Source organism: Rhizobium ecuadorense (genome assembly GCF_001187535.1).
Taxonomy (GTDB): Bacteria; Pseudomonadota; Alphaproteobacteria; order Rhizobiales; family Rhizobiaceae; genus Rhizobium; species Rhizobium ecuadorense.
This window is the reverse complement of the sequence record NZ_LFIO01000381.1, coordinates 337,590-357,912: the sequence shown is the minus strand read 5'-3', so window position 1 is coordinate 357,912 and position 20,323 is coordinate 337,590. Positions and strand designations below refer to the sequence as shown.

Below are 20,323 nucleotides of genomic sequence, written 5' to 3'. Positions count from 1 at the left end.
CCATCCTTAAAAGAAACACACCCTGGAACGAGCCCCAACAACACGGTTGCTGAGGCGCCCCGCGAGGGGCCTCGAAGGACGAGGCGGGTGCTCCGGCATCACCCCACCCTCATTCCTGTCCTCGGGCTTCGACCCGAGGGATGTCACAGGAATCCAGCCACGGCGCGTCCGCGCCGTGAATGAATCGGTACCTGAAGAAAAAGAGTCTTTCGCGCCCAAGGACTTGGGCGCACTGGATTCCCGTGACATCCCTCGGGTCGAAGCCCGAGGACAGGAATGAGGGAGGAGAGGCGACGTAACCGGCAGCTCAGCCGGCGAGTGCTACGGCCACCGCCTCGATTGCCTCGTCTGCTTTCGATCCGTCCGGACCGCCGGCCTGGGCCATGTCGGGACGGCCCCCGCCGCCCTTGCCGCCGAGGGCGGCAGAGGCGATGCGGACGAGATCGACGGCGCTGTAGCGCTCGACGAGATCCGGCGTCACCGCCACGACGGCGCTTGCCTTGCCGTCGTCGGACACACCGATCAGAGTGACGACGCCGGAGCCGATGCTGGTCTTGCCGTCATCGGCAAGTCCCTTCAGATCCTTGGGATCGACCCCCGATATCGATTTGCCGAGAAACTTGACGCCGGCGACTTCGCGCACGGCATCGCCCGAGCCGCCCTGCCCGCCGCCCATGGCGAGCTTACGCTTGGCATCGGCCAGTTCCTTCTCCAGCTTGCGGCGCTCGTCCATCAGCGCCTCGACGCGCAATAGAACCTCCGAAGGCTGAACCTTCAGCGAGGCAGCGAGGGTCTTCACGCGATCATCCTGCTCAGCGAGATATTCGCGCGCCGTTTCACCGGTGACGGCCTCGATACGGCGAACGCCGGCGCCGACGGCACTTTCGCCAAGCACGCGGATCAGGCCGATCTGACCGGTGGCCGACACATGCGTTCCGCCGCAAAGCTCGACCGAGTAAGGCTTGTTGCTCTTCGCACCATGAAGGCCCGTGCCCATCGAAACGACACGCACTTCATCGCCGTACTTCTCGCCGAAGAGGGCCATGGCGCCTTCCTCGATGGCGTCGTCGACGCTCATCAGCCGGGTCGTGACATGAGAATTCTGCAGCACGATCTCGTTGGCCATTTCCTCGACGATTTTCAGTTCCTCGGCCGACATCGGCTTCGGATGCGACACGTCGAAACGCAGCCGCTCGGGCGCGACCAGCGACCCCTTCTGGGCAACATGGGTGCCGAGCACCTCGCGCAGCGCCTCATGCAGCAGGTGCGTTGCCGAGTGGTTGGCGCGCAGGCGTGAACGGCGGGCGTGATCGACGGTCAGAACAACTGCGTCACCAGTCTTGAATGCACCTTCGACAACGGTGCCGGAATGCACGAAGAGTCCTTCGCCCCTCTTCTGCGTGTCTGATATTTCGATCTTGCCGTGATCGGAGGAGATGACGCCGGTATCGCCCATCTGACCGCCGGATTCGCCATAGAACGGCGTCTGGTTCACGACGATCTGCACCTTGTCGCCGGCCTTGGCTTCTTCAGAGACGGCCCCGTCCTTGACGATCGTCTGCACCACGCCTTCGGCGGTTTCGGTGTCGTAACCCAGGAATTCGGTTGCGCCGTGTTTTTCTCTAAGCTCGAACCAGATGGTTTCGGTTGCCTTCTCGCCGGAACCGGCCCAGTGCGAGCGGGCTTCGGCCTTCTGGCGCTGCATGGCATCGGTGAAGCCGGAGATATCGACGCCGATCTCACGGGCGCGCAGCGCATCCTGCGTCAGGTCGAGCGGGAAGCCGTAGGTGTCGTAGAGCTTGAAGGCGGTTTCGCCGTCCAGCATGTCCCCCTTGTCGAGATCCGTGGTCGCATCCGACAGCAGCGACAAGCCACGCTCCAGCGTCTTGCGGAAGCGGCCTTCCTCGAGTTTCAGCGTCTCCGAAATCAACGCTTCGGCGCGCACGAGTTCCGGATAGGCGCGCCCCATCTCCTGCACCAGCGTCGGCAGCAGCTTGTACATCAGCGGCTCCTTGGCGCCGAGAAGCTGGGCATGCCGCATGGCGCGGCGCATGATACGGCGCAGCACATAGCCGCGGCCTTCATTCGACGGCAGCACGCCATCGGCGATCAGGAAGGCCGAGGAGCGCAGATGGTCGGCGATGACCCGGTGGCTGGCGCTACCCTCCGCCTTGACGCCCATCGTCTCCTCGATAGTGCCGATCAGCGTGCGGAACAGGTCCGTGTCGAACACGCTCTGAACGCCCTGCAGAACGGCGGCCATGCGCTCGAGGCCCATTCCGGTATCGATCGACGGGCGCGGCAGCGGGTTGCGAACACCAGGCTCGGTCTGTTCGAACTGCATGAAGACGAGGTTCCAGAATTCCAGGAACCGGTCACCATCCTCTTCCGGCGAACCGGGAGGGCCGCCCCAGACATTCTCGCCCTGGTCGATGAAGATTTCCGAGCATGGGCCGCAAGGGCCGGTATCGCCCATCTGCCAGAAGTTGTCGGAGGTCGGGATGCGGATGATCTTGTCGTCGGAGAAGCCGGCGATCTTCTTCCACAGCGTCGCGGCTTCCTCGTCTTCGGAATAGACGGTGACCAGCAGGCGATGTTTCGGCAGGTCGAAACCTTCGGTGACCAGCTTCCAGGCAAGCTCGATCGCATTCTCCTTGAAATAGTCGCCAAACGAAAAGTTGCCGAGCATTTCGAAGAAGGTCAGGTGGCGGGCCGTATAGCCGACATTGTCGAGGTCGTTATGCTTGCCGCCGGCGCGCACGCATTTCTGCGAGGTGGTCGCCGTCGAATAAGGGCGTTTCTCCAGACCGGTGAAGACGTTCTTGAACTGTACCATGCCGGCATTGGTGAACATCAGCGTCGGGTCGTTGCGCGGCACGAGCGGGCTCGACGAGACGATCTCATGACCGTTCTTCTTGAAATAGTCGAGGAATGTCGACCGGATATCGTTCACACCGCTCATGCTATGCCCTTCAATGCTGCCGGAGGCAGGTAAATCTAAATCCATCGGCTTTTAACGTTCACCTCCGCCACTGTCCAGCAGACAAACAAAACCGGCCGCATTCTGATCAGGGAATGCAGCCGGCTTGGATTTTCAAAGGGACTGGCGGAAAACCGATCGCGAAATCACATTTCCGCGGCAGCATCACCGTCATCGGGGTCCGGTCCGCCGTTCTGCAGGAAGCGGTCGGCGATCAGCCCGGCATTCTGGCGCAGCGACAGTTCGATCTCGCGAGCCAGATCCGGATTGTCGCGCAGGAAGGTCTTGGCATTTTCGCGGCCCTGGCCGAGACGCTGGCTGTTATAGGAGAACCAGGCACCGGATTTCTCGACGATGCCGGCCTTGACGCCGAGATCGACCAGTTCGCCGGTCTTTGACACGCCCTCGCCATACATGATGTCGAACTCGACCTGCTTGAAGGGCGGCGCCATCTTGTTCTTGACCACCTTGACGCGGGTCTGGTTGCCGATCACCTCTTCGCGCTCCTTGACCGCGCCGATGCGGCGGATGTCGAGGCGCACGGAGGCGTAGAACTTCAGCGCATTGCCGCCGGTCGTTGTCTCAGGCGAACCGAACATGACGCCGATCTTCATGCGGATCTGGTTGATGAAGATCACCATGGTGTTTGACTTGGAAATCGAAGCTGTGAGCTTGCGCAGCGCCTGGCTCATCAGGCGCGCCTGCAAGCCGGGCAGGCTGTCGCCCATCTCGCCTTCGATTTCGGCGCGCGGCGTCAGTGCGGCGACCGAGTCGACGACGAGAACGTCGACGGCGCCGGAGCGCACCAGCGTATCGGTGATTTCGAGCGCCTGCTCGCCGGTATCGGGCTGCGAGATCAGCAGGTTCTGCAGATCGACGCCAAGCTTGCGGGCATAGACGGGATCGAGCGCATGTTCGGCATCAACGAAGGCGCAGATGCCGCCCTTCTTCTGCGCTTCGGCAATGGTCTGCAATGCAAGTGTCGTCTTACCCGAGCTCTCCGGCCCGTAAATTTCGATGATACGGCCCCTCGGCAGACCACCGACGCCAAGTGCAATATCGAGGCCAAGCGAGCCGGTCGAGATCGTCTCGATCTCGACAACATTCTCGTTGGAGCCGAGTTTCATGATCGAGCCCTTGCCGAACGACCGCTCTATCTGTGAGAGTGCCGCTTCAAGCGCTTTGCTTTTGTCCACCGATTTGTCCTCTACCAGCCGCAATGAATTCTGAGACATCCGATCCACCTTTAGGTTATTGAAGCCGCCCAAGCAATGTCGAGTTTGTACCCTATTTGTTCTATTCCCGCAATGGGCGATCAAACGATTGAAAGAAAAAGGTAAAACAGCCCGTGTTCTATATTTGTTTTATCGATGCAAAGCAACGACTTAGGCCATATGCGCCGGCTTTGCCGCGGCCGGTAGCACCGCCTCGATTCGCTTTTCGCGCATCAGAAGGCGGTTGAAATGAATAAAAAGATTCTTGTTCTCGGCGGCGCCCACATCGACCGGCGCGGCCGAATCTCCGGCGAAACGGTGCCGGGCGCCAGCAATCCCGGCACCTGGTTCGAGGAGCCGGGCGGCGGCGGCTTCAATGCGGCGCGCAACCTTGCCAGGCTCGGTTTTCAGGTGACGATGATTTCGCCACGCGGCGGCGACCCCATCGGCGAGATGGTCGGCGAAGCCGCCGATTTCGCCGGCATCGACGACCGGCCTTTCGTCTTCCTCGACCGCAAGACCCCGAGCTATACGGCGATCATCGAGACGGACGGCGATCTGGTGATCGCCCTTGCCGACATGGACCTCTACCGTTTCTTCGTGCCGCGGCGTCTCTCCATCCGCTGGGTGCGGGAGGCCTTCGCCGCCCATGATCTCATTCTTTTCGACGCCAACCTGCCGGAGGAGACGATCGCGGCGATCGTTGCCAAGGCGCGTTCCCTGGCAAAGCCGGTCGCGGCGATCGCCATCTCGCCTGCCAAAGTCGTCAAGCTGAAACCCTGTATCGGGGATATCGACTACCTGTTCCTGAATGAGGCCGAGGCTTCCGCCCTTGCCGGGCAACAGCCGGAGGACGCTGCCGGCTGGCCGCCGCTTCTGAACGAGATCGGCATCAGGAACGCCGTCGTCACCCGCGGCCGCCGCGAGCTCGTCGCACTTTGCGAGGGCCGCGCCATGACGCTGCAGCCGCCGGCCGCCGACACCGTCGCCGATGTCACCGGTGCCGGCGATTCTCTTGCCGCCGGCACGCTTGCCGCCTTGATATCAGGCCTGCCGCTCGAGGAGGCCATTCGCCACGGCACCGCGGCCGCCACGCTGACCGTGCAGTCGCGGCATGCCGTCAACGAAAATCTGACACCGGATCTTTTGAATGCGGCGCTTGCCCTTGTTCCCAAGGTCAGAATTCTGCATTGAAGCGACGAAATTAAATAGTCGAGCATGACGTCGTCCGAAAACCGCTGACACTTTTCGGCATCATGCTCTATCGACGACAGGACAAGATCATGACCAAGCCCATTTCGCCCCTTCTGCCGATCGCCTATTCGAAGGAGGTCGCCAGCGCCAAGCAGCGCGGCGCGCCGCTGGTGGCGCTGGAATCGACCATCATCACCCATGGCATGCCCTATCCCGGCAATATCGAGATGGCCCGCAGCGTCGAGACGATCATTCGCGAACAGGGTGCGGTGCCGGCAACGATCGCCGTCATTCACGGCACGCTGCATATCGGCCTTGAAGCCGGCGAACTGGAGCAACTCGCCAAGGCGACCGATGTGATGAAGGTGTCGCGCGCCGATCTCGCCTTTTCGATCGCCGAGCGCCGCACCGGCGCCACCACGGTTGCCGCGACGATGATCGCCGCCGCCCGTGCCGGCATCCGCGTCTTTGCCACAGGCGGCATCGGCGGCGTGCACCGCGGCGCCGAGGAAAGCTTCGACATATCGGCCGATCTCGAGGAACTGGCGCGCACCGGCGTCATCGTCGTCTGCGCCGGCGCCAAGGCGATCCTCGACATTCCGAAGACGCTGGAAGTGCTGGAAACCCGCGGCGTGCCCGTCGTCACCTACGAGAGCGAAGAATTCCCCGCCTTCTGGTCGCGCTCCTCGGGCATATCAAGCCCGCTGTCGCTGAACAGCCCGGCCGCCATTGCCAATTTCCAGACGGTGCGCGACCAGCTCGGCATCGACGGCGGCATGCTCATCGCCAACCCGGTGCCCGAGGCCGACGAGATCGCCCGCGAAGAGATGGAAATCTATATCGAGCGGGCGCTGGATAGCGCCGAGCGCGACGAAATCACCGGCAAGGCGGTCACGCCCTATCTGCTCTCAACCATTTTCGACCTCACGGACGGCCAGAGCCTGAAGACAAATATTGCGCTGGTCGAGAACAATGCGCGGCTGGCGGCTGAGATTGCCGTGGCGTTGGGTGAGTGAGGGGTAATGGGCCGGCAGGGATCGCCTTGGCAGATAGGGCGTGCCGTATAAGCCCCCCTCTGCCCTGCCGGGCATCTCCCCCACAGGTGGGGAGATTGCAAGCTGCGAAACCTTCAGTTCACATCAACGTTTCGCCAAGCTGCAATGGATACTTGGTTGGGGAAGCCGCTGCGCCCAGCCGATCTCCCTCCTTGTGGGGGAGATGCCCGGCAGGGCAGAGGGGGGTGCGGCACGGCACAGCCTGCCCTCCAACACCCACTTCCTTCACCCGTCCAGCGTCTCCTTGACCACCACCGCAAGCTGTTTCAGCGAAAACGGCTTCGGCAAAAACCCGAATTTCGACTCGGGCGGCAGGTTGCGGGCAAAGGCATCTTCGGCATAGCCGGACACGAAGATGAATTTCATGTCGGGATAGGTCTTGCGCAGCTCGCGCAGCAGCGTCGGGCCATCCATTTCGGGCATCACCACGTCGGAAACGACGATGTCGACCTTGCCGTCGAGCTCTTCCATGATGCTGAGCGCCTCGACGCCCGAGCCCGCCTCGTGCACGGTGTAGCCGCGCGTTTCCAGCATGCGCTTGCCGCCGCGGCGCACCGCCTCCTCGTCTTCGACGAGAAGGATGACCGCCGATCCCGTCAGGTCCTCCGGCTGCTGCGCCGTTGGCGCCTCCGGCCGCATGCCGATCTCGGCGACGGCGCTGTCGATCGCACCTGCTTCGGCGGCAACCGCCGGCTCCGGGATGTGGCGCGGCAGGAAGACTCGGAAGGTGGTGCCCTTGCCGACTTCGGATTCCGGCTGGATGTAACCGCCCGATTGCTTGACGATGCCGTAGACCATGGCGAGGCCAAGCCCCGTGCCCTTGCCGACATCCTTGGTGGTGAAGAACGGCTCGAAGATCTTGTCCATGATCTCGGGCGCGATACCGGTGCCGTTATCGGCGACTTCGATCAGCACCATGTCCTCGGCCGGCATGTAGGAATAGTTGAAGGCGGAGACCTCTGAAGCTGTCAGGTTTCGGGTGCGCAGCGTCAGCGTGCCGCCATCGGGCATGGCATCGCGCGCATTGACGCAGAGATTGATCAGCACTTGTTCGAATTGCGAAAGGTCGGTTTTGACGGGCCAGAGGTCGCGGCCATATTGCACGTCGAGCTTGACGTTGGTGCCGGAAAGCAGCCGGTCGACCAGCATGCGCAGGTCGCCGACGACATCCGTCAGGTTCAGCACCGAGGGCCGCATCGTCTGCTTGCGCGAGAAGGCGAGCAACTGGCGAACCAGCACCGCGGCGCGGTTGGCATTGCGCTTGATTTCCATCAGGTCCGCAAAGCTCGCATCGGCCGGCCGCGCCTGCAGCAGCAGATGGTCGGAGGAAAGCAGGATCGCCGTCAGCACATTGTTGAAATCATGCGCGATGCCGCCGGCGAGCGTGCCGACAGCATTCATCTTCTGCGTCTGCGCCATCTGCGCTTCCAGCGCCTTCTGCTCGGTCACCTCGACGGCATAGACGATCGCCGCCTCCTCGGGCGCCTCGTCGCTCTGGTCGATGACGGCGTTGACATAGAAACGGAAATAGCGCGCCTCGTCGGTCGGCGTGCGGGTATCGAGGGGCGCGATGTCGCCCTGGCGGTCCTTGGCCGCCGCCAGCGCCTCGGCGAGCTGCGGCCGGTCGCTTTCCTGCACGATGGTTTCGAGATGAGGCGCCTTTTCGAGATCGTCGCGCGAGACGACGCCGGAGAACAGCTTCAGGAACGGCGCGTTGGTCCGCAGGATGCGCCCGTCGCCGTCGACCGAGGCGATTGCCATCGGCGTGTTGTTGAAGAAGCGGGTGAAGCGCATCGCGGCGGCAGAAGCGGACTGACCGCCGGCTTCGCTCTTCTCACGCCCCAGCACGATCGTCCGGCTCTCGCCGGGTGCGCCGTCGCGCATCGACGTGACGCTGTGGATGATCTGCACCGGCAGGCTCTGGCCGTTGGTCTTGCGCAGGTCGAGATCGAGCGTCACGGTCTTCTTCAGCCCAGGTTCGGCCTGCACCGACTGGATCAGAGCCAGCCCCTCGCCCGCCACCACGTCGCCGATCGTCATCGAGCCCGGCACGAATTTGGTGAGGTCGAGCCCCAGCCACTCGGCAAGCGTTGCATTGAGATAGAAGATCTCGCCCTTCCTGCCGGCGGAAAAGAAGCCGGCCGGCGCATGGTCGAGATAGTCGATCGCGTTCTGCAATTCCTTGAAAAAGCGCTCCTGGTCGTCGCGCTCGGTGGTGATGTCGGTGATCTGCCAGATCTGCAGCGGTTTGCCGCCGTTCTCCTCCTGAGGCAGCAGCCGCGCCTTCAGCCGGTACCAATGGGCGCCGGAGCTGTTGCTGCCGGGCCCGACGGCGCGCAGCAGGCGGAATTCCTCGCGGCCTTCCTTGCCCTCGCGCAGGCCGTTGACCAGCCTGTAGAGCGCCTCGTTCGATTCGCGGTGGCGCGACAGCAGGGTTTCCAGCGTCTGCACCTCGGTCGCCTTGCGCGCGCCGGTCAGCGCGCCATAGGCGGCGTTGGCATAGATGATCCGGCCTTTTTCATCGGTGATCAGCGTGCCGTCCGGATGACTGTTGAGGAAGGCGCGCGCCAGGCTGTCGGACTGGCGCTGCGGCATCACCTCGATGAAGCCGATGACCGAGGATACCAGGAAGAAGATGCCGACCATGGCGAGCACGCCGAGACCGCCCAGCACGACCTCGTTATCAAGCGATCTCTTGAAGACGACGAAGCCGCCGGCGGCTGCGATCAGCACGAGGGCTAGCAGAAGAATGCGCAAAACCGTGCCAGAACGCCCCCCACGATCCACAAGCGGTGCGTTATAATCGTCGGCCTGACGCGGTTTCGTCATGTATTCCTCACATAAGCCCCTTCAGCTTCGTAGCACGAACACGAAGCGGGAATCAGGCACTCTTTCCTTCTTAGCAATTTGCCGCGTCGGCAAAAACACCGGTCTCCGGCAAGACTGCTTGAATTCACAGGCAACAGCGCCATCTGCCCCTGAACCCTGATGCGGCCGCCCGTGCACAGGATCGCCGGGCGCCCGGGCAGCGGAACACGAAATCGCGTTCTCCCGTGACTGGACAGCACCGGCGGCCCTTGCCTAAGGAACGGAAAAGTCGTCAATATGTGCCGAATATGAAATGGAGTAAGTGATTATGTTGGATGATGTTGTCGGAGCTTATGGCAGCCGTTTTCTGCTTGCGGCCGGTGGCGTCGGCCTGGCGCTTCTCCTGCTCATCCTGGTGCTCTGGGTGATCCGCAGACGGGCCCCCTCGCCCTTCGTGCGCGGCGGCCGCAACCGCCAGCCCCGCCTGCAGGTTCTGGATGCCGCAGCTGTCGATACCCGTCGCCGGCTGGTGCTGGTGCGCCGCGACGACGTCGAGCATCTGATCATGATCGGCGGCCCGAGCGATATCGTCATCGAAAGCCGTATCCTGCCCGCAGCGGCGCAACAGCCGGAAAGCGCCGACCGCCCGCAACCCGTCGAGCAGCGCCCGATATCCCCGGCGCGCCCGGAAACGCCACCAGTTTCTCCGCCCCCCGCTCCAGTTGCAGCTCCAGTTGCCGCTCCTGCCGCAGCCCGGATCGAGCCGGCCGCCGAGCCTTCCTTCTCCGCGCCGGTTTCGCCGGAGCCGCGCCCGCGCCCCGAACCGCCAACCCAGCCGGTCGTGGCGCCGCCGGTGGCGACGAGCCCTCTTCCGGCAACCCCCGTGACGGCGCCGCTGTCGGCCGAACGCGACATTCTTCCGCCTCCCGCCCCGCCTCAGCCGCGCCCGCCGGAGCGTCCCGTCGCTTCCCCGGTCGCGCAGCCTGCATCGTTCCACGATACCGCAAGTGCGGCCGAGATTCTCGATGCCGCCCGCCAGCGCGTAATGCCGCAGCAGCGCATCGAACCCGAAATTTCTGCTCCATCTTTCCAGGGCACGCCGGCCGCCGCCCGCGCAGCACCCGGCACAGCCGAGGACGATGCGGCAGCGCAGCCGGCAGCGGCGATCCGCGGTGATTTCCAGCGAGTGCTGGAAGAGGAGATGGCGAACAATCTGACGGCCGAACGCATCGTCCCAGTGCCGGCAAACCAGCCCTCCCGCCAAGCCATACCGCAGCCGCAGCCGGGCAACCTGCCGCGCCGCGATCCCGATCTCGCCCCGATCACCGGCGCCGATACGGAACTGCAGAAGGAAGTCGCCCGCATCTTCGGCGAAATGAGCGTCAATCGCGACAAATGAAGGCGAGGACGCCCGCGTCACATCGCATTGCCCCACCTTCCCATTCACCAGAAAGTTGCACAAAAGCCGCAATGCCGCGGCTTTTTTAGTGTGCGAATGCCTCAGGCCTCCCCTACATGCCGATCATTTGGTATCGATCGGGTGAAGAGCGTTGGCGCATCCGAGGTTGCACTTTGCCTAAGTAAACACCGGTCTCACTCCAGTTTCACCCGTACTGCCGCCTGGCGACGCGCTGGCGGCATGCGAACATGTTCATCGGGTGGTGGCGAGAGACCGGTTTGGCATTGTTACAATGTGCCACGGCAACGCCGCTGTCTCAGCTCTTCAGCCACCCGCAACATCGCCACACCGCGCCCGCAAGGGTTTTCTCATGCACCATCTCGGTGGACTTCCGAACGGAAGACCAAAACGATATGTGCAAGACGCTTCGGGTCCGATGGACCATTATTCCCAAGACAGCGCCCCAGCCTTGGATTGCATGCGGCGGATGCGGGGGCCTGAGAGCCTTCCAATCCAGCGGCAAGATCCGGCTCAACGCCAACGGCCGCAAGCTGGACGCCTGGCTCATCTACAAATGCCTGACCTGTGAACGAACGTGGAACCGGCCGATCCTCGAGCGCCGCAATGTCCGCGACATCGGCCCTGCCGTCCTTGAGGCGCTGCAATCCAACGATCCCCATTGGATCCGGGCCGAGACCTTCAATCTCGACGCTCTCCGGCACAAATCGCTGCGTGTGGATGAGTTTGCCGAAGTTGAAATCGCCAAGGAGATACAGCACGAAACTACGAATTGGACGAGATTGGCAATCGAACTGACGGTCCCCGTCGCAACGAGCACACGCCTCGACCGCCTGCTGGCGTCCGAGTTGAAACTTTCACGCTCGAAGCTGCAGGCTCTTCACGCCGAAGGCATGGTTCGGACAGATCCTGAGAAAGCGGACATCCTGCGACGACGAATCAGGAACCGCACTGTTGTCACGATCGACCTCTCGATGGAGACCGAACGAGAGCGATCGTGGAAACCGCTGGCGACAGGCAATTATGCAGTGGAGCAGTGATCGACAAACAAGCGCCGCGATCCGATCGCGGCGCTTGTCTGCTCTCATATCTGCATGAAAACCATTATTCGTCGCGATAGACTTTTTCGCGGCGTTCGTGGCGCTCCTGCGCCTCGATCGACAGCGTCGCGATCGGGCGGGCGTCGAGACGCTTGAGGCCGATCGGTTCGCCGGTTTCCTCGCAGTAGCCGTAAGTGCCGTCTTCGATGCGCTGCAGTGCCGCGTCGATCTTGGAAATCAGCTTTCTCTGCCGATCACGGGCGCGAAGTTCGATCGCCCGGTCGGTTTCCGACGACGCCCGGTCGGCGAGATCGGGGTGGTTTGCGCTTTCCTCGGCCAGATGGTCGAGGGTTTCACGCGCTTCTCTAAGGATGTCATTCCTCCATGCAACCAGCTTGGTCCTGAAGTAGGCACGCTGGTTTACGTTCATGAACTCTTCCTCTTCCGAGGGAACGTAATTGCTAAGATCGATCTTCTCACTCAACGCGATTCTCCTGAAGAACATCTCATCTGGGCGGGTGTATATCCCAAGCGCTAGCCGCGATTCAAGCCAAATACGACAGGTAAACAGATTTTTAAATCTGTTACAATTTTAAGCTAACGACCTATTTTGTCATGGTTATTCCGGCCGCCATTTTTTTCTTCGCCTTCAAAACGCCGGTTGTCAGCCACGTTTTACGCCATTGCGGCATGGCTGGCGATTGACGGCGGCCGATTGCAACCGCTACTGAAAAGACCCGCCCGATCCTGGATTTGCCCATGACCGTACCGCTGCCTCCGCCCAACCGCATCTATCTCCTGCGTCATGCCGAGGCCGCCTGGGCCGAGCCCGGGCAGCGCGATTTCGACCGGCCGCTCAACGAAAAGGGCTTCGGCGATGCCGAGATCATCGCCGACAAGGCCGCCGACAAGGGCTACCGTCCCGATCTTCTGATCAGTTCGACGGCGCTGCGCTGCCGCGGCACTGCCGATGCGGTCCATCGGGCAATGGGTCTCACGCTAGACATGCGTTATGTCGATGCGCTCTACAACGCCACGGTCGACACCTATCTCGAGATCGTCGATGCGCAGGATGAGGCAGCCGTCATGCTGGTCGGCCACAATCCGACCATGGAGCAGGCGCTGGAGGCCCTGATCGGCCATGAGGCGATGGCAAGCGCCCTTCCCGGCGGCTTCCCGACGGCCGGCCTTGCCGTCGTCGATTACGACGCTTCAGCCGCCGGCTGGCGCCTCACCGATTTTGTGGTCGTCTGAAAGCTTTCGCGCCGCGTCTTTTTCAGGCGGCGCGCCCTTCCTATATTGCCGGCAGTCACCAACCGGAATTGCGCCTTGCCGCCACGCCTGACATCCTTTGCCGATGACGCCCGCATCGCCCTCGACAATCTCGCCGACCGGGCGAGCAGCCTCGTCAATCCGACCGTGCGGCTCGGCGTCACCGGCCTCTCCCGCTCCGGCAAGACGGTCTTCATTTCCTCGCTGGTTCACAATCTCCTGCATGGCGGCCGCCTGCCGCTGTTCGAGCCGGTGCAGTCGGGCCGCGTCTCGGCGGTGCGGCTGGAGCCGCAGCCAGACGATGCCGTGCCGCGCTTCCAGTACGAGGACCATATCCGTGCGCTGGTGAAGGATCGTATCTGGCCGGATTCGACCCGCGCCATCTCAGAGCTGCGCATCACGCTGGATTATCAGAGCGCCAGCGGTTGGAACCGGCTGTTTTCGCCCGGCCGCCTGTCGATCGACATCGTCGATTATCCCGGCGAGTGGCTGCTCGACCTGCCGTTGCTCGGCAAGGATTACCGCACCTTCAGTGAGGAAACGATCGCACTGGCGAAAACCGGCATCCGCTCCGACCTGTCGCGCGGATGGCTGGCGCTGACGCATGCCGCCGATATCCATGCCGGCGCCGACGAGATGGTCGCCCGCGACCTCGCCACCGCCTTCGCCGATTATCTCAAGGCCTGCAAGGCCGACGAACGCTCGCTCTCCACCCTGCCGCCCGGCCGCCTGCTGCTGCCCGGCGATCTCGACGGCTCGCCGGCGCTGACCTTCGCGCCGCTGGCCTTGCCGGCGGACGGCCGTCCGGGGCGCAATTCGCTCTGGACGATGATGGAGCGGCGCTATGAGGCCTATAAATCGGTCGTCGTCAAACCCTTCTTCCGCGAGCATTTCGCCCGCATCGACCGGCAGATCGTGCTGGTCGATGCGTTGCAGGCGATGAACCGCGGCCCGGAAGCCGTGCAGGATCTGGAACGCGCGCTGACCGATGTGCTCGCCTGTTTCCGCCCCGGCACCAATTCGCTGCTGTCCTCGTTGCTCGGGCGGCGCATCGACCGCGTGCTGGTCGCCGCCACCAAGGCCGATCATCTCCACCATGAAAGCCACGACCGGCTCGATGCCCTGACCCGCCGCCTGGTCGATCGTGCCATCGACCGCATCGGCATGGCCGGCGCCGGCATCGACGTCATGGCGCTCGCCTCCGTCCGCGCCACCCGCGAGGCGTCGGTCAAGCGCGACGGTCATGAACTGCCGGTCATCGTTGGCACGCCGATGGAGGGCGAAACCATCGCCGGCGAGCGTTTCGACGGCCAGAGGAAGACCGCGATCTTTCCCGGCGACCTGCCGGAGGATCCGGAGAGCCTGTTCGACCGTATCGCCTCGGGTGAGGCCGGCCTGCGGCTGCCTGATGTCAATGTTGTCAGGTTCCGCCCGCCGCAGCTTGAGGAAACCGGCGGCGGCATCAAGCTGTCGGTGCCGCATATCCGCCTCGACCGCGCCATGCAGTTCCTGTTCGGAGACCGTCTCGCATGAGCAAGACCCCGTCAGAGCCGCCACGCCGCCCGCCCGCCGCCTTCACCTACGAGGACGAGGCCACCGAGCGCCATGACAACGGCCGCCGGGCAGAACAGCGGCGCAGGCCGGAAAGCTTCTCCGAAAACATCGTCGTGACGGCTGATGAGGACGATCCCTTCCTCAATCCCGACAAGGATCCGAGCGCAGTGCCCGTGGCAACGCCGCTGAGACGCCGGACCTCTTTCGGAAAGATCGCCGCCGGCGCCTTCGGCATCCTGCTGTCGCTGGGCCTCGGCCTCTGGACCGATAGCCTGATCCGCGATCTCTTCACCCGCGCCGACTGGTTGGGTTATGCGGCGCTTGCCGTGCTCGCGGTCGGCATCCTCGCCGTGCTTGCCCTCGTCATCCGCGAGGCATCGGGGATGATGCGCCTTGCCGCCGTCCAGGCGATCAAGGCCGAAGCGGAAGCCGCGATGGTCGATACCCGGCCGGCAAAAGCGCGCGCCGTCGTCGCCCGCCTGACCACGCTGCTTTCGGCCAATCCCGAGACATCGAAGGGCCGCGCCACGCTGAAGGCGACGGAAGGCGAGGTCATCGATCCCCCGCATCTGATTGCCCTCGCGGAACGAGAATTGCTCGCGCCGCTCGACCGAAAGGCCCGCGCCCTGATCGTCAACGCCTCCAAGCGTGTCTCGATCGTCACCGCCGTCAGCCCGCGCGCCGTGGTCGACCTGCTCTATGTGCTCTATGAGTCCGTGCGCCTCATCCGCGCCATGGCCGAGCTTTACGGCGGCCGCCCCGGCACGCTCGGCATGTTCCGTCTGCTGCGCGACGTGCTGGCGCATCTGGCCGTCACCGGCTCGATCGCCGTCGGCGACAGCCTCGTGCAGCAGGTGCTTGGCCATGGGCTGGCCTCCAAGCTCTCGGCCCGATTGGGCGAAGGCGTCATCAACGGCCTGATGACCGCCCGCATTGGAATCGCGGCGATGGATCTCTGCCGCCCGCTCGCCTTCCACGCCCTGAAACGGCCGGGAATCGGCGATTTCATCGGCGACCTCACGCCCTCCATGTCGCCGCGCGGCAACACTCCTTGAGAGACGGAACAATTCCGCAGCCTTCGCCACCCCTAACGGAATGTTGGCGAAATTACAGCAAATTCAAGACTCTAATGGTGAGAAGCTAAGATCAGAACTGTGCGAAACCCCTGTATTGCAGCGCATTTCGGCACGATTGAAAGGAAGGATTAACCATTCCCAGGCAAAACTTGCAGCCAATTCGTGAGTGGTGTTTGCCAAGGAAAATCCATGTATTCGCGCAAGTTTCTCATCATATGCGGTCTGGCCGCCGCGGCATTGTCTCCCGTCGCAGATGTCGCTCCGGCAGCCACCGCCGCAACCCGTGACAAGGCCTTCTTCGATTCCGTTACCGGCTCCTGGAAGGGCCCGGGCGAAATCGTCGCCGGCAAGTACAAGGGGACGAAATTCACCTGCAACCTGGTCGGTGAGCCCACAGGCGACAGTGGCGCCGGCATCAAGCTCGACGGCACCTGCCGCGTCGGCGTCTTCAAACAGCCGATGACCGCCGTCATCTCGCAGTCGGGCTCGACCTACAAGGGCAAGTTCCTCGACGGCGCCGCCGGCAAGGGTCTCGACGTCGTCTCCGGCGCCGTTTCCGAGGATACCGTCGTCGTCGGCATCAACCGCGCCAAGCTGAACGGCGCGATGATCGCCCGCGTGCGCGATGACAAGACGATGAACGTCACGGTTTCGGTCAAGGTCGAAAGCCAGATGATCCCGGTCATCGGCCTGACGCTGACCCGCCAGGTCGACGAGATGGCCGTCGGCTCCATCCAGTAGATAGTGCCACAGCGGATTTTCCTGAAGCGGCGGGGTTCCCGCCGTTTTCCGTTTCAGGATTTTCGCCTCAGCTCCGGAGCCACCAGTCGCGGCTGCTATCGGCGACTTCGATGCCCGCCACTTCGGCATCTTCAAGCCAATCACTGATCGCCCTGCCCCTGACGAGCAGACCCGGCGCGATGTCGGCAAGCGGCGTCAGCACGAAACCGCGATCGGTCATGCGCGGATGCGGCAGTTCCAGCCGCGGCGCCTCCTGGATGACGTCGCCATAGGTCAGCACGTCGATATCGAGTGTGCGCGGCCCCCAGCGCTCGATACGTTCGCGCTTCATCTCCCGCTCGATCGACAGGCAGACATCGAGTAAAGCCTCAGGCTCCAGTCTGGTTTCGACGGCAGCGCAGGCGTTGAAGAAGAAGGATTGGTCGGTCTTGCCCCAAGGCGGCGTGCGATAGAGCCGCGAGACCGCCGTAACCCGACAGTCGTCTCGTGCGTCCAGCCGCTGCAATGCGGCGGCCATCGCCTTCACGGGATCGCCGATATTGCCGCCGAGGCCGAGTGTGGCCGATTGCCATGCGGTCTCAGGCAAAGTGCTCAACGCTCACCTGCACGAAATCGAGCACGCCGGGCACCGGCGCGTTCGGCTTTCGCACCGTGATCTTCGCCCGCCGGACCTGCGGGAATGTCTCGCAGAGCCCTTTGGCGATATCGAGCGCCAGGGCCTCGATCAGGTAGCGCCGCTTACCGGTGACGATTCCCTCGATCACCGTGAAGGCGATGCCGTAATTGACGGTGTCGTCGATCGAATCGCTTTTCAGCGCCTCGCCGGCGACGACATCCAGCTCGGCATCGACGAAGAAGCGCTGGCCGAGGAATTCCTCCTCGTCATGCACGCCGTGGCGCGCAAAGAAGGCGCAGTTCTGCAGCGTGATCGTGTAGGTGGTCATGTCGGCCGCTTCCTCTCGAATTCCTGGCGCGCATTCAGCATAGCATCGGCGATATCGAGCGCATCCCTGTTGATTGCGACATTGTGCACCCGGAAAACCGCAGCCCCTTGAAGCCTGAGCAGGGCGCAGGTGACCGCCGTCGCCGCATCCCTGTCTGCCGCTTCACGCCCCGTCACCGCGCCAAGGAAGCGCTTGCGCGAGGTCCCGGCAAGCAGCGGCAGGCCGAAGCGGGAAAGTTCGGAAAACCGCGCCATCAATTCCAGGTTCTCCTCCGCCGTCTCCTTGGCGAAGCCGAAGCCCGGATCGAGCACGATGCGCTCGCTGTTGACGCCGGCTGCCTGGGCGATCTCAAGCGACCGTTTGAGAAAATGCACCTGATCGGCAATCACGTCGGGAAGCTTCGCCCTGTCGCGGCCGGTATGCATGATGCAGAGCCCGGCCCCGGTCGCCGCCGCGATGTCGGCGATATCCGGCTCCCTCTGCAGCCCGAAGACGTCGTTGACGATATGGGCGCCGGCACTGACCGCAAGCCGCGCCGTCTCGGCGCGGTAAGTATCGATCGAGATCAGCGCCTGGGTGCGCCCGCGCAGTGCCTCAATGACCGGCAGCACACGCGCCTGCTCCTCGGAAGGGCTGACGGCAGCGGCGTTCGGCCGGGTCGATTCGCCGCCGATATCGATAATCCCGGCACCCTCGCTCACGGCCCGAAGCGCATGCTCGACCGCCGCATCGACGGTTTCGAAGCGTCCGCCGTCGGAAAAGGAGTCCGGCGTCACATTGATGATCGCCATGATGAGAGACCGACGGCCGAGTTCAATCTCCCGGCCATGGCCCACACGCCATAAACTGCCTTCGAACCCTGTCACCAGACTTATCCCATCGATCGCGAAAAAAGCGCCATCCGATATTGCGCTTGCGGTGGCTATGCCCCAAGCTCCGGTCGATTTCAACACGGGTTGCGTACAGAATGCCGCTTGCAGTGCGTTATATGGTCCTTCCTATCGCCTTTTCCATTGCTCTTTCCGTCTGCAGCCCAGTGCAAGCAGAAGTGATTGCATCGAAAAGCTATTCCTATTTCGACATTCGCGGCAAAACCGCGGATGAGCTCGATCGCGAACTCAGCCGGCGCGGGCCGACGTCGAGCGGGTCCTCGGCGCGCCACCCCGGCGCAACGAAGATCCGCTTCGGCGGTGAAGCCACCTATATCCAGGATAATGGCCGCTGCCGCGTCGGCAACGTCAAGGTCACGGTCCACACCCAGATCATCCTGCCGCGCTGGAACAGCCGCAAGGGCGCCAGCAAGGAGCTGTCGATGATCTGGGACGCCCTGTCGAGCGATATCAAGCGTCACGAGGAGCGCCATGCCGAAATCGCCCGCGATCAGGCCCGCGCCATGGAACGCGCCATCCGCGCCCTGCCGCAGCAGCGCAGCTGCGAAGCCATGCAGGAACTCGTCTCGGGCGAATCAGCTCGCGGTATAGAGGAGCACGATCGGCAGCAGGCGCGATTCGACCGAGTCGAGGCGGTCAATTTCCAGAAGCGCATGCTGAGGTTACTGAACAATCGAATCAATGGCCGAGCCGGCGCAAAATAAGGCTTTTTCAGTCTGGTTGCGAGCGGAAAACCTTAGCTGCACAACGAAACCTGTGCGAAACTTGCCCCCTCCCCAGTGATTGAATGGTCATTTTTCATCCTGGCAGACTCAACCGGAACGCGTTAATATGAACACATTCGAAAGTGCAGCTACGGCATATGCTCTTTCATCGCTGGGTTCTCCTGGCGCGTTCCGAAGCCGCGGATGTTCCTCCCTCATCCGTAGGTAATGCGCCCGCCTCGCCTCGCTCGCACCAGCGCGCGAGGCGTCTTTTTTCTGGATCGTATACCGGCGAAGGTGAAGCGCAGGCGTTAAGCCTGGCGCTCCGGCACATGCACCACGAGGCCGTCATAGGCAGCCTTCATGCGGATCTGACAGGACAGCCGCGAGGTCGGGCGCACATCGAAGGCGAAGTCGAGCATATCCTCTTCCATCGCCTCCGGCTGGCCGACCTGCTCGGTCCATGTCTCGTCGACATAGACATGACAGGTCGCGCAGGCGCAGGCGCCGCCGCATTCAGCCTCGATGCCGGGCACCGAATTGCGCACGGCATTCTCCATGACGGTGGAGCCTTGGTCGACGTCGAGGTCGAAGCGCGTGCCGTCGAAGGCGACGATGGTAAGTTTGGGCATCAGGACTATTTCCGGTCTTCAAATGATGGGCGGATTTTCTTCCGACAATTCGACGCGTCAGTCAACATCGGGAAAGTCGCCCTAACCTCGCAGATCGGGCCTTCGTCCGCCGTCTTCAAAGCGTCATGCAAGACGTCGCAAAAAGACCCGAGGTTCCGCAATGGAACAACGGGCCTCATTCGAACGCATCTCCAACAGGGATCAGCCGCGGCAGAGCTTCAGGATGAAATTCTCGGCGTCGATGACGGCGGCACCGAGCGCAGCCGTCGACCCGGCGTCACCGCCGGTTTCCTCGACGGCCTCGGCCGTCTGCGACACGCGGAACGCGCCGACCGAGCTTGCTGCGCCCTTCAGGCGGTGCGCAGCCGCGCCGACGCGGATGGTTTCGCCGCTCGCAATATCCTGCAGACATGCGCGAGCCTGGCGCGCAAACATCTGAAGGACTTCGATTTCCAGCGACTTGTCGCCCATCGTCTGCTTGGCGAGATGGACGAGATCGATCGGTCGGACCTTCGAGGGACAGGGTCCCTTTGCATTATCCGGCGCCTCGAATACGATGTTCAATGCTGCCATCTGAGCTGCCATTGCCAATTCTCCCGTCTCGTGTCGTGCGCAGTTGCAACAGTTCTGCGCCAGGAGGGTGGCCATCACGTTAAATTCCGGCACATTCGGGGCGGAAATCTCGCCATATGGTTAACATCCGTTAAATACCCCTAAATTATTGGTTTTTAAGCGGTGCCGCGGATTTAAAGATGTTAACAACGGGTTAACGAGCCTTGAATCTCAAGCCTTCATTAATTGT

At 62.8% G+C, this 20,323-nt stretch carries 19 protein-coding genes; 9 read left to right on the top strand and 10 right to left on the bottom strand.

The annotated features are described in order from the left end of the window. Positions 1–307 precede the first annotated feature (307 nt). Together alaS and recA are read right to left on the bottom strand one after the other, a co-directional pair. On the bottom strand, positions 308–2,962 hold the full coding sequence (gene alaS, locus AF337_RS09885) for an alanine--tRNA ligase (RefSeq protein WP_049732031.1): 2,655 nt from the start codon (positions 2,960–2,962) through the stop codon (positions 308–310). Positions 2,963–3,126: 164 nt separating this feature from the next. Further along, positions 3,127–4,215, bottom strand: coding sequence for a recombinase RecA (recA, locus tag AF337_RS09880; RefSeq protein ID WP_003586201.1), 1,089 nt, complete (start codon positions 4,213–4,215; stop codon positions 3,127–3,129). Positions 4,216–4,443: 228 nt separating this feature from the next. Between recA and AF337_RS09875 the strand changes: the two genes are divergently transcribed. After that, positions 4,444–5,388, top strand: coding sequence for a carbohydrate kinase family protein (locus tag AF337_RS09875; RefSeq protein ID WP_049732030.1), 945 nt, complete (start codon positions 4,444–4,446; stop codon positions 5,386–5,388). Positions 5,389–5,477: 89 nt separating this feature from the next. Next, the gene (locus AF337_RS09870) at positions 5,478–6,404 is read left to right on the top strand and encodes a pseudouridine-5'-phosphate glycosidase (RefSeq protein WP_049732050.1); all 927 of its coding nucleotides are present in this window, start codon (positions 5,478–5,480) and stop codon (positions 6,402–6,404) included. Positions 6,405–6,668: 264 nt separating this feature from the next. On the opposite strand, the gene cckA is transcribed toward AF337_RS09870, so the two are convergent. Beyond that, the gene (gene cckA / locus AF337_RS09865) at positions 6,669–9,272 is read right to left on the bottom strand and encodes a cell cycle histidine kinase CckA (protein WP_049732029.1); all 2,604 of its coding nucleotides are present in this window, start codon (positions 9,270–9,272) and stop codon (positions 6,669–6,671) included. 307 nt (positions 9,273–9,579) lie between these two features. On the opposite strand from cckA, the gene AF337_RS09860 reads away from it, so the two are divergent. Both AF337_RS09860 and AF337_RS09855 read left to right on the top strand, forming a co-directional pair. Beyond that, the gene (locus AF337_RS09860; RefSeq protein ID WP_082336776.1) at positions 9,580–10,650 is read left to right on the top strand and encodes a flagellar biosynthetic protein FliO; all 1,071 of its coding nucleotides are present in this window, start codon (positions 9,580–9,582) and stop codon (positions 10,648–10,650) included. A 413-nt stretch (positions 10,651–11,063) separates the two neighbouring features. After that, positions 11,064–11,708 carry a DUF1062 domain-containing protein gene (locus AF337_RS09855; protein ID WP_049732027.1) on the top strand — a complete coding sequence of 215 codons (645 nt, stop codon included), beginning with the start codon at positions 11,064–11,066 and terminating at the stop codon, positions 11,706–11,708. A 64-nt stretch (positions 11,709–11,772) separates the two neighbouring features. On the opposite strand, the gene dksA is transcribed toward AF337_RS09855, so the two are convergent. Together dksA and AF337_RS44230 are read right to left on the bottom strand one after the other, a co-directional pair. Continuing rightward, entirely contained in the window at positions 11,773–12,192 is a 420-nt protein-coding gene (gene dksA, locus AF337_RS09850) for an RNA polymerase-binding protein DksA (protein WP_003569003.1), read from the bottom strand. A 121-nt stretch (positions 12,193–12,313) separates the two neighbouring features. After that, a complete protein-coding gene (locus AF337_RS44230) occupies positions 12,314–12,469 on the bottom strand; it encodes a hypothetical protein (RefSeq protein ID WP_161492681.1) in 156 nt (51 codons plus the stop codon). Between AF337_RS44230 and AF337_RS09845 the strand changes: the two genes are divergently transcribed. From AF337_RS09845 to AF337_RS09830, 4 genes are all read left to right on the top strand, one after another. Next, on the top strand, positions 12,468–12,962 hold the full coding sequence (locus AF337_RS09845) for a SixA phosphatase family protein (RefSeq protein WP_049732026.1): 495 nt from the start codon (positions 12,468–12,470) through the stop codon (positions 12,960–12,962). The two genes, AF337_RS44230 and AF337_RS09845, sit on opposite strands and share 2 nt — an antisense overlap. A 75-nt stretch (positions 12,963–13,037) precedes the next feature. Then, complete coding sequence (locus AF337_RS09840; RefSeq protein WP_049732025.1) at positions 13,038–14,513, top strand: YcjX family GTP-binding protein; 1,476 nt, start codon at positions 13,038–13,040, stop codon at positions 14,511–14,513. Continuing rightward, positions 14,510–15,589, top strand: a complete 1,080-nt coding sequence (locus tag AF337_RS09835) for a YcjF family protein (protein ID WP_049732024.1) — start codon at positions 14,510–14,512, stop codon at positions 15,587–15,589. Before AF337_RS09840 ends, AF337_RS09835 begins: the two co-directional genes overlap by 4 nt. A gap of 210 nt (positions 15,590–15,799) precedes the next feature. Then, on the top strand, positions 15,800–16,351 hold the full coding sequence (locus AF337_RS09830; protein ID WP_049732023.1) for a hypothetical protein: 552 nt from the start codon (positions 15,800–15,802) through the stop codon (positions 16,349–16,351). A 67-nt stretch (positions 16,352–16,418) separates the two neighbouring features. On the opposite strand, the gene folK is transcribed toward AF337_RS09830, so the two are convergent. From folK to folP, 3 genes are read right to left on the bottom strand one after another with little or no spacing between them, the layout of a single operon-like run. Further along, positions 16,419–16,937, bottom strand: a complete 519-nt coding sequence (gene folK, locus AF337_RS09825; protein ID WP_049732022.1) for a 2-amino-4-hydroxy-6-hydroxymethyldihydropteridine diphosphokinase — start codon at positions 16,935–16,937, stop codon at positions 16,419–16,421. Then, positions 16,930–17,295 carry a dihydroneopterin aldolase gene (folB, locus tag AF337_RS09820; protein ID WP_003586182.1) on the bottom strand — a complete coding sequence of 122 codons (366 nt, stop codon included), beginning with the start codon at positions 17,293–17,295 and terminating at the stop codon, positions 16,930–16,932. The genes folK and folB overlap by 8 nt, the downstream gene beginning before the upstream one ends. Then, positions 17,292–18,161 (bottom strand): dihydropteroate synthase, encoded by an 870-nt coding sequence (gene folP / locus AF337_RS09815; RefSeq protein WP_049732021.1) that lies wholly within the window; start codon positions 18,159–18,161, stop codon positions 17,292–17,294. The genes folB and folP overlap by 4 nt, the downstream gene beginning before the upstream one ends. A 101-nt stretch (positions 18,162–18,262) precedes the next feature. Between folP and AF337_RS09810 the strand changes: the two genes are divergently transcribed. Continuing rightward, positions 18,263–18,889 (top strand): DUF922 domain-containing Zn-dependent protease, encoded by a 627-nt coding sequence (locus tag AF337_RS09810; protein WP_049732020.1) that lies wholly within the window; start codon positions 18,263–18,265, stop codon positions 18,887–18,889. A 311-nt stretch (positions 18,890–19,200) separates the two neighbouring features. On the opposite strand, the gene AF337_RS09805 is transcribed toward AF337_RS09810, so the two are convergent. Next, entirely contained in the window at positions 19,201–19,521 is a 321-nt protein-coding gene (locus tag AF337_RS09805) for a 2Fe-2S iron-sulfur cluster-binding protein (protein WP_049732019.1), read from the bottom strand. Between the two features lie 201 nt (positions 19,522–19,722). Further along, positions 19,723–20,106: an Hpt domain-containing protein gene (locus AF337_RS09800; protein WP_082336774.1), complete on the bottom strand. Its 384-nt coding sequence runs from the start codon at positions 20,104–20,106 to the stop codon at positions 19,723–19,725. Between the last annotated feature and the right edge of the window lie 217 nt (positions 20,107–20,323).

Excerpts from the sequence above, each read along its gene's own strand:
- folB (WP_003586182.1), bottom strand. The coding sequence starts at position 17,295 with ATGACCACCTACACGATCACGCTGCAGAACTGCGCCTTCTTTGCGCGC.
- AF337_RS09810 (WP_049732020.1), top strand. The coding sequence starts at position 18,263 with ATGCCGCTTGCAGTGCGTTATATGGTCCTTCCTATCGCCTTTTCCATT.
- AF337_RS09830 (WP_049732023.1), top strand. The coding sequence starts at position 15,800 with ATGTATTCGCGCAAGTTTCTCATCATATGCGGTCTGGCCGCCGCGGCA.
- AF337_RS09860 (WP_082336776.1), top strand. The coding sequence starts at position 9,580 with ATGTTGGATGATGTTGTCGGAGCTTATGGCAGCCGTTTTCTGCTTGCG.
- cckA (WP_049732029.1), bottom strand. The coding sequence starts at position 9,272 with ATGACGAAACCGCGTCAGGCCGACGATTATAACGCACCGCTTGTGGAT.
- AF337_RS09855 (WP_049732027.1), top strand. The coding sequence starts at position 11,064 with ATGTGCAAGACGCTTCGGGTCCGATGGACCATTATTCCCAAGACAGCG.
- alaS (WP_049732031.1), bottom strand. The coding sequence starts at position 2,962 with ATGAGCGGTGTGAACGATATCCGGTCGACATTCCTCGACTATTTCAAG.
- AF337_RS09875 (WP_049732030.1), top strand. The coding sequence starts at position 4,444 with ATGAATAAAAAGATTCTTGTTCTCGGCGGCGCCCACATCGACCGGCGC.
- AF337_RS09845 (WP_049732026.1), top strand. The coding sequence starts at position 12,468 with ATGACCGTACCGCTGCCTCCGCCCAACCGCATCTATCTCCTGCGTCAT.
- AF337_RS09870 (WP_049732050.1), top strand. The coding sequence starts at position 5,478 with ATGACCAAGCCCATTTCGCCCCTTCTGCCGATCGCCTATTCGAAGGAG.
- AF337_RS09800 (WP_082336774.1), bottom strand. The coding sequence starts at position 20,106 with ATGGCAGCTCAGATGGCAGCATTGAACATCGTATTCGAGGCGCCGGAT.
- AF337_RS44230 (WP_161492681.1), bottom strand. The coding sequence starts at position 12,469 with ATGGGCAAATCCAGGATCGGGCGGGTCTTTTCAGTAGCGGTTGCAATC.
- recA (WP_003586201.1), bottom strand. The coding sequence starts at position 4,215 with ATGTCTCAGAATTCATTGCGGCTGGTAGAGGACAAATCGGTGGACAAA.
- AF337_RS09835 (WP_049732024.1), top strand. The coding sequence starts at position 14,510 with ATGAGCAAGACCCCGTCAGAGCCGCCACGCCGCCCGCCCGCCGCCTTC.
- AF337_RS09805 (WP_049732019.1), bottom strand. The coding sequence starts at position 19,521 with ATGCCCAAACTTACCATCGTCGCCTTCGACGGCACGCGCTTCGACCTC.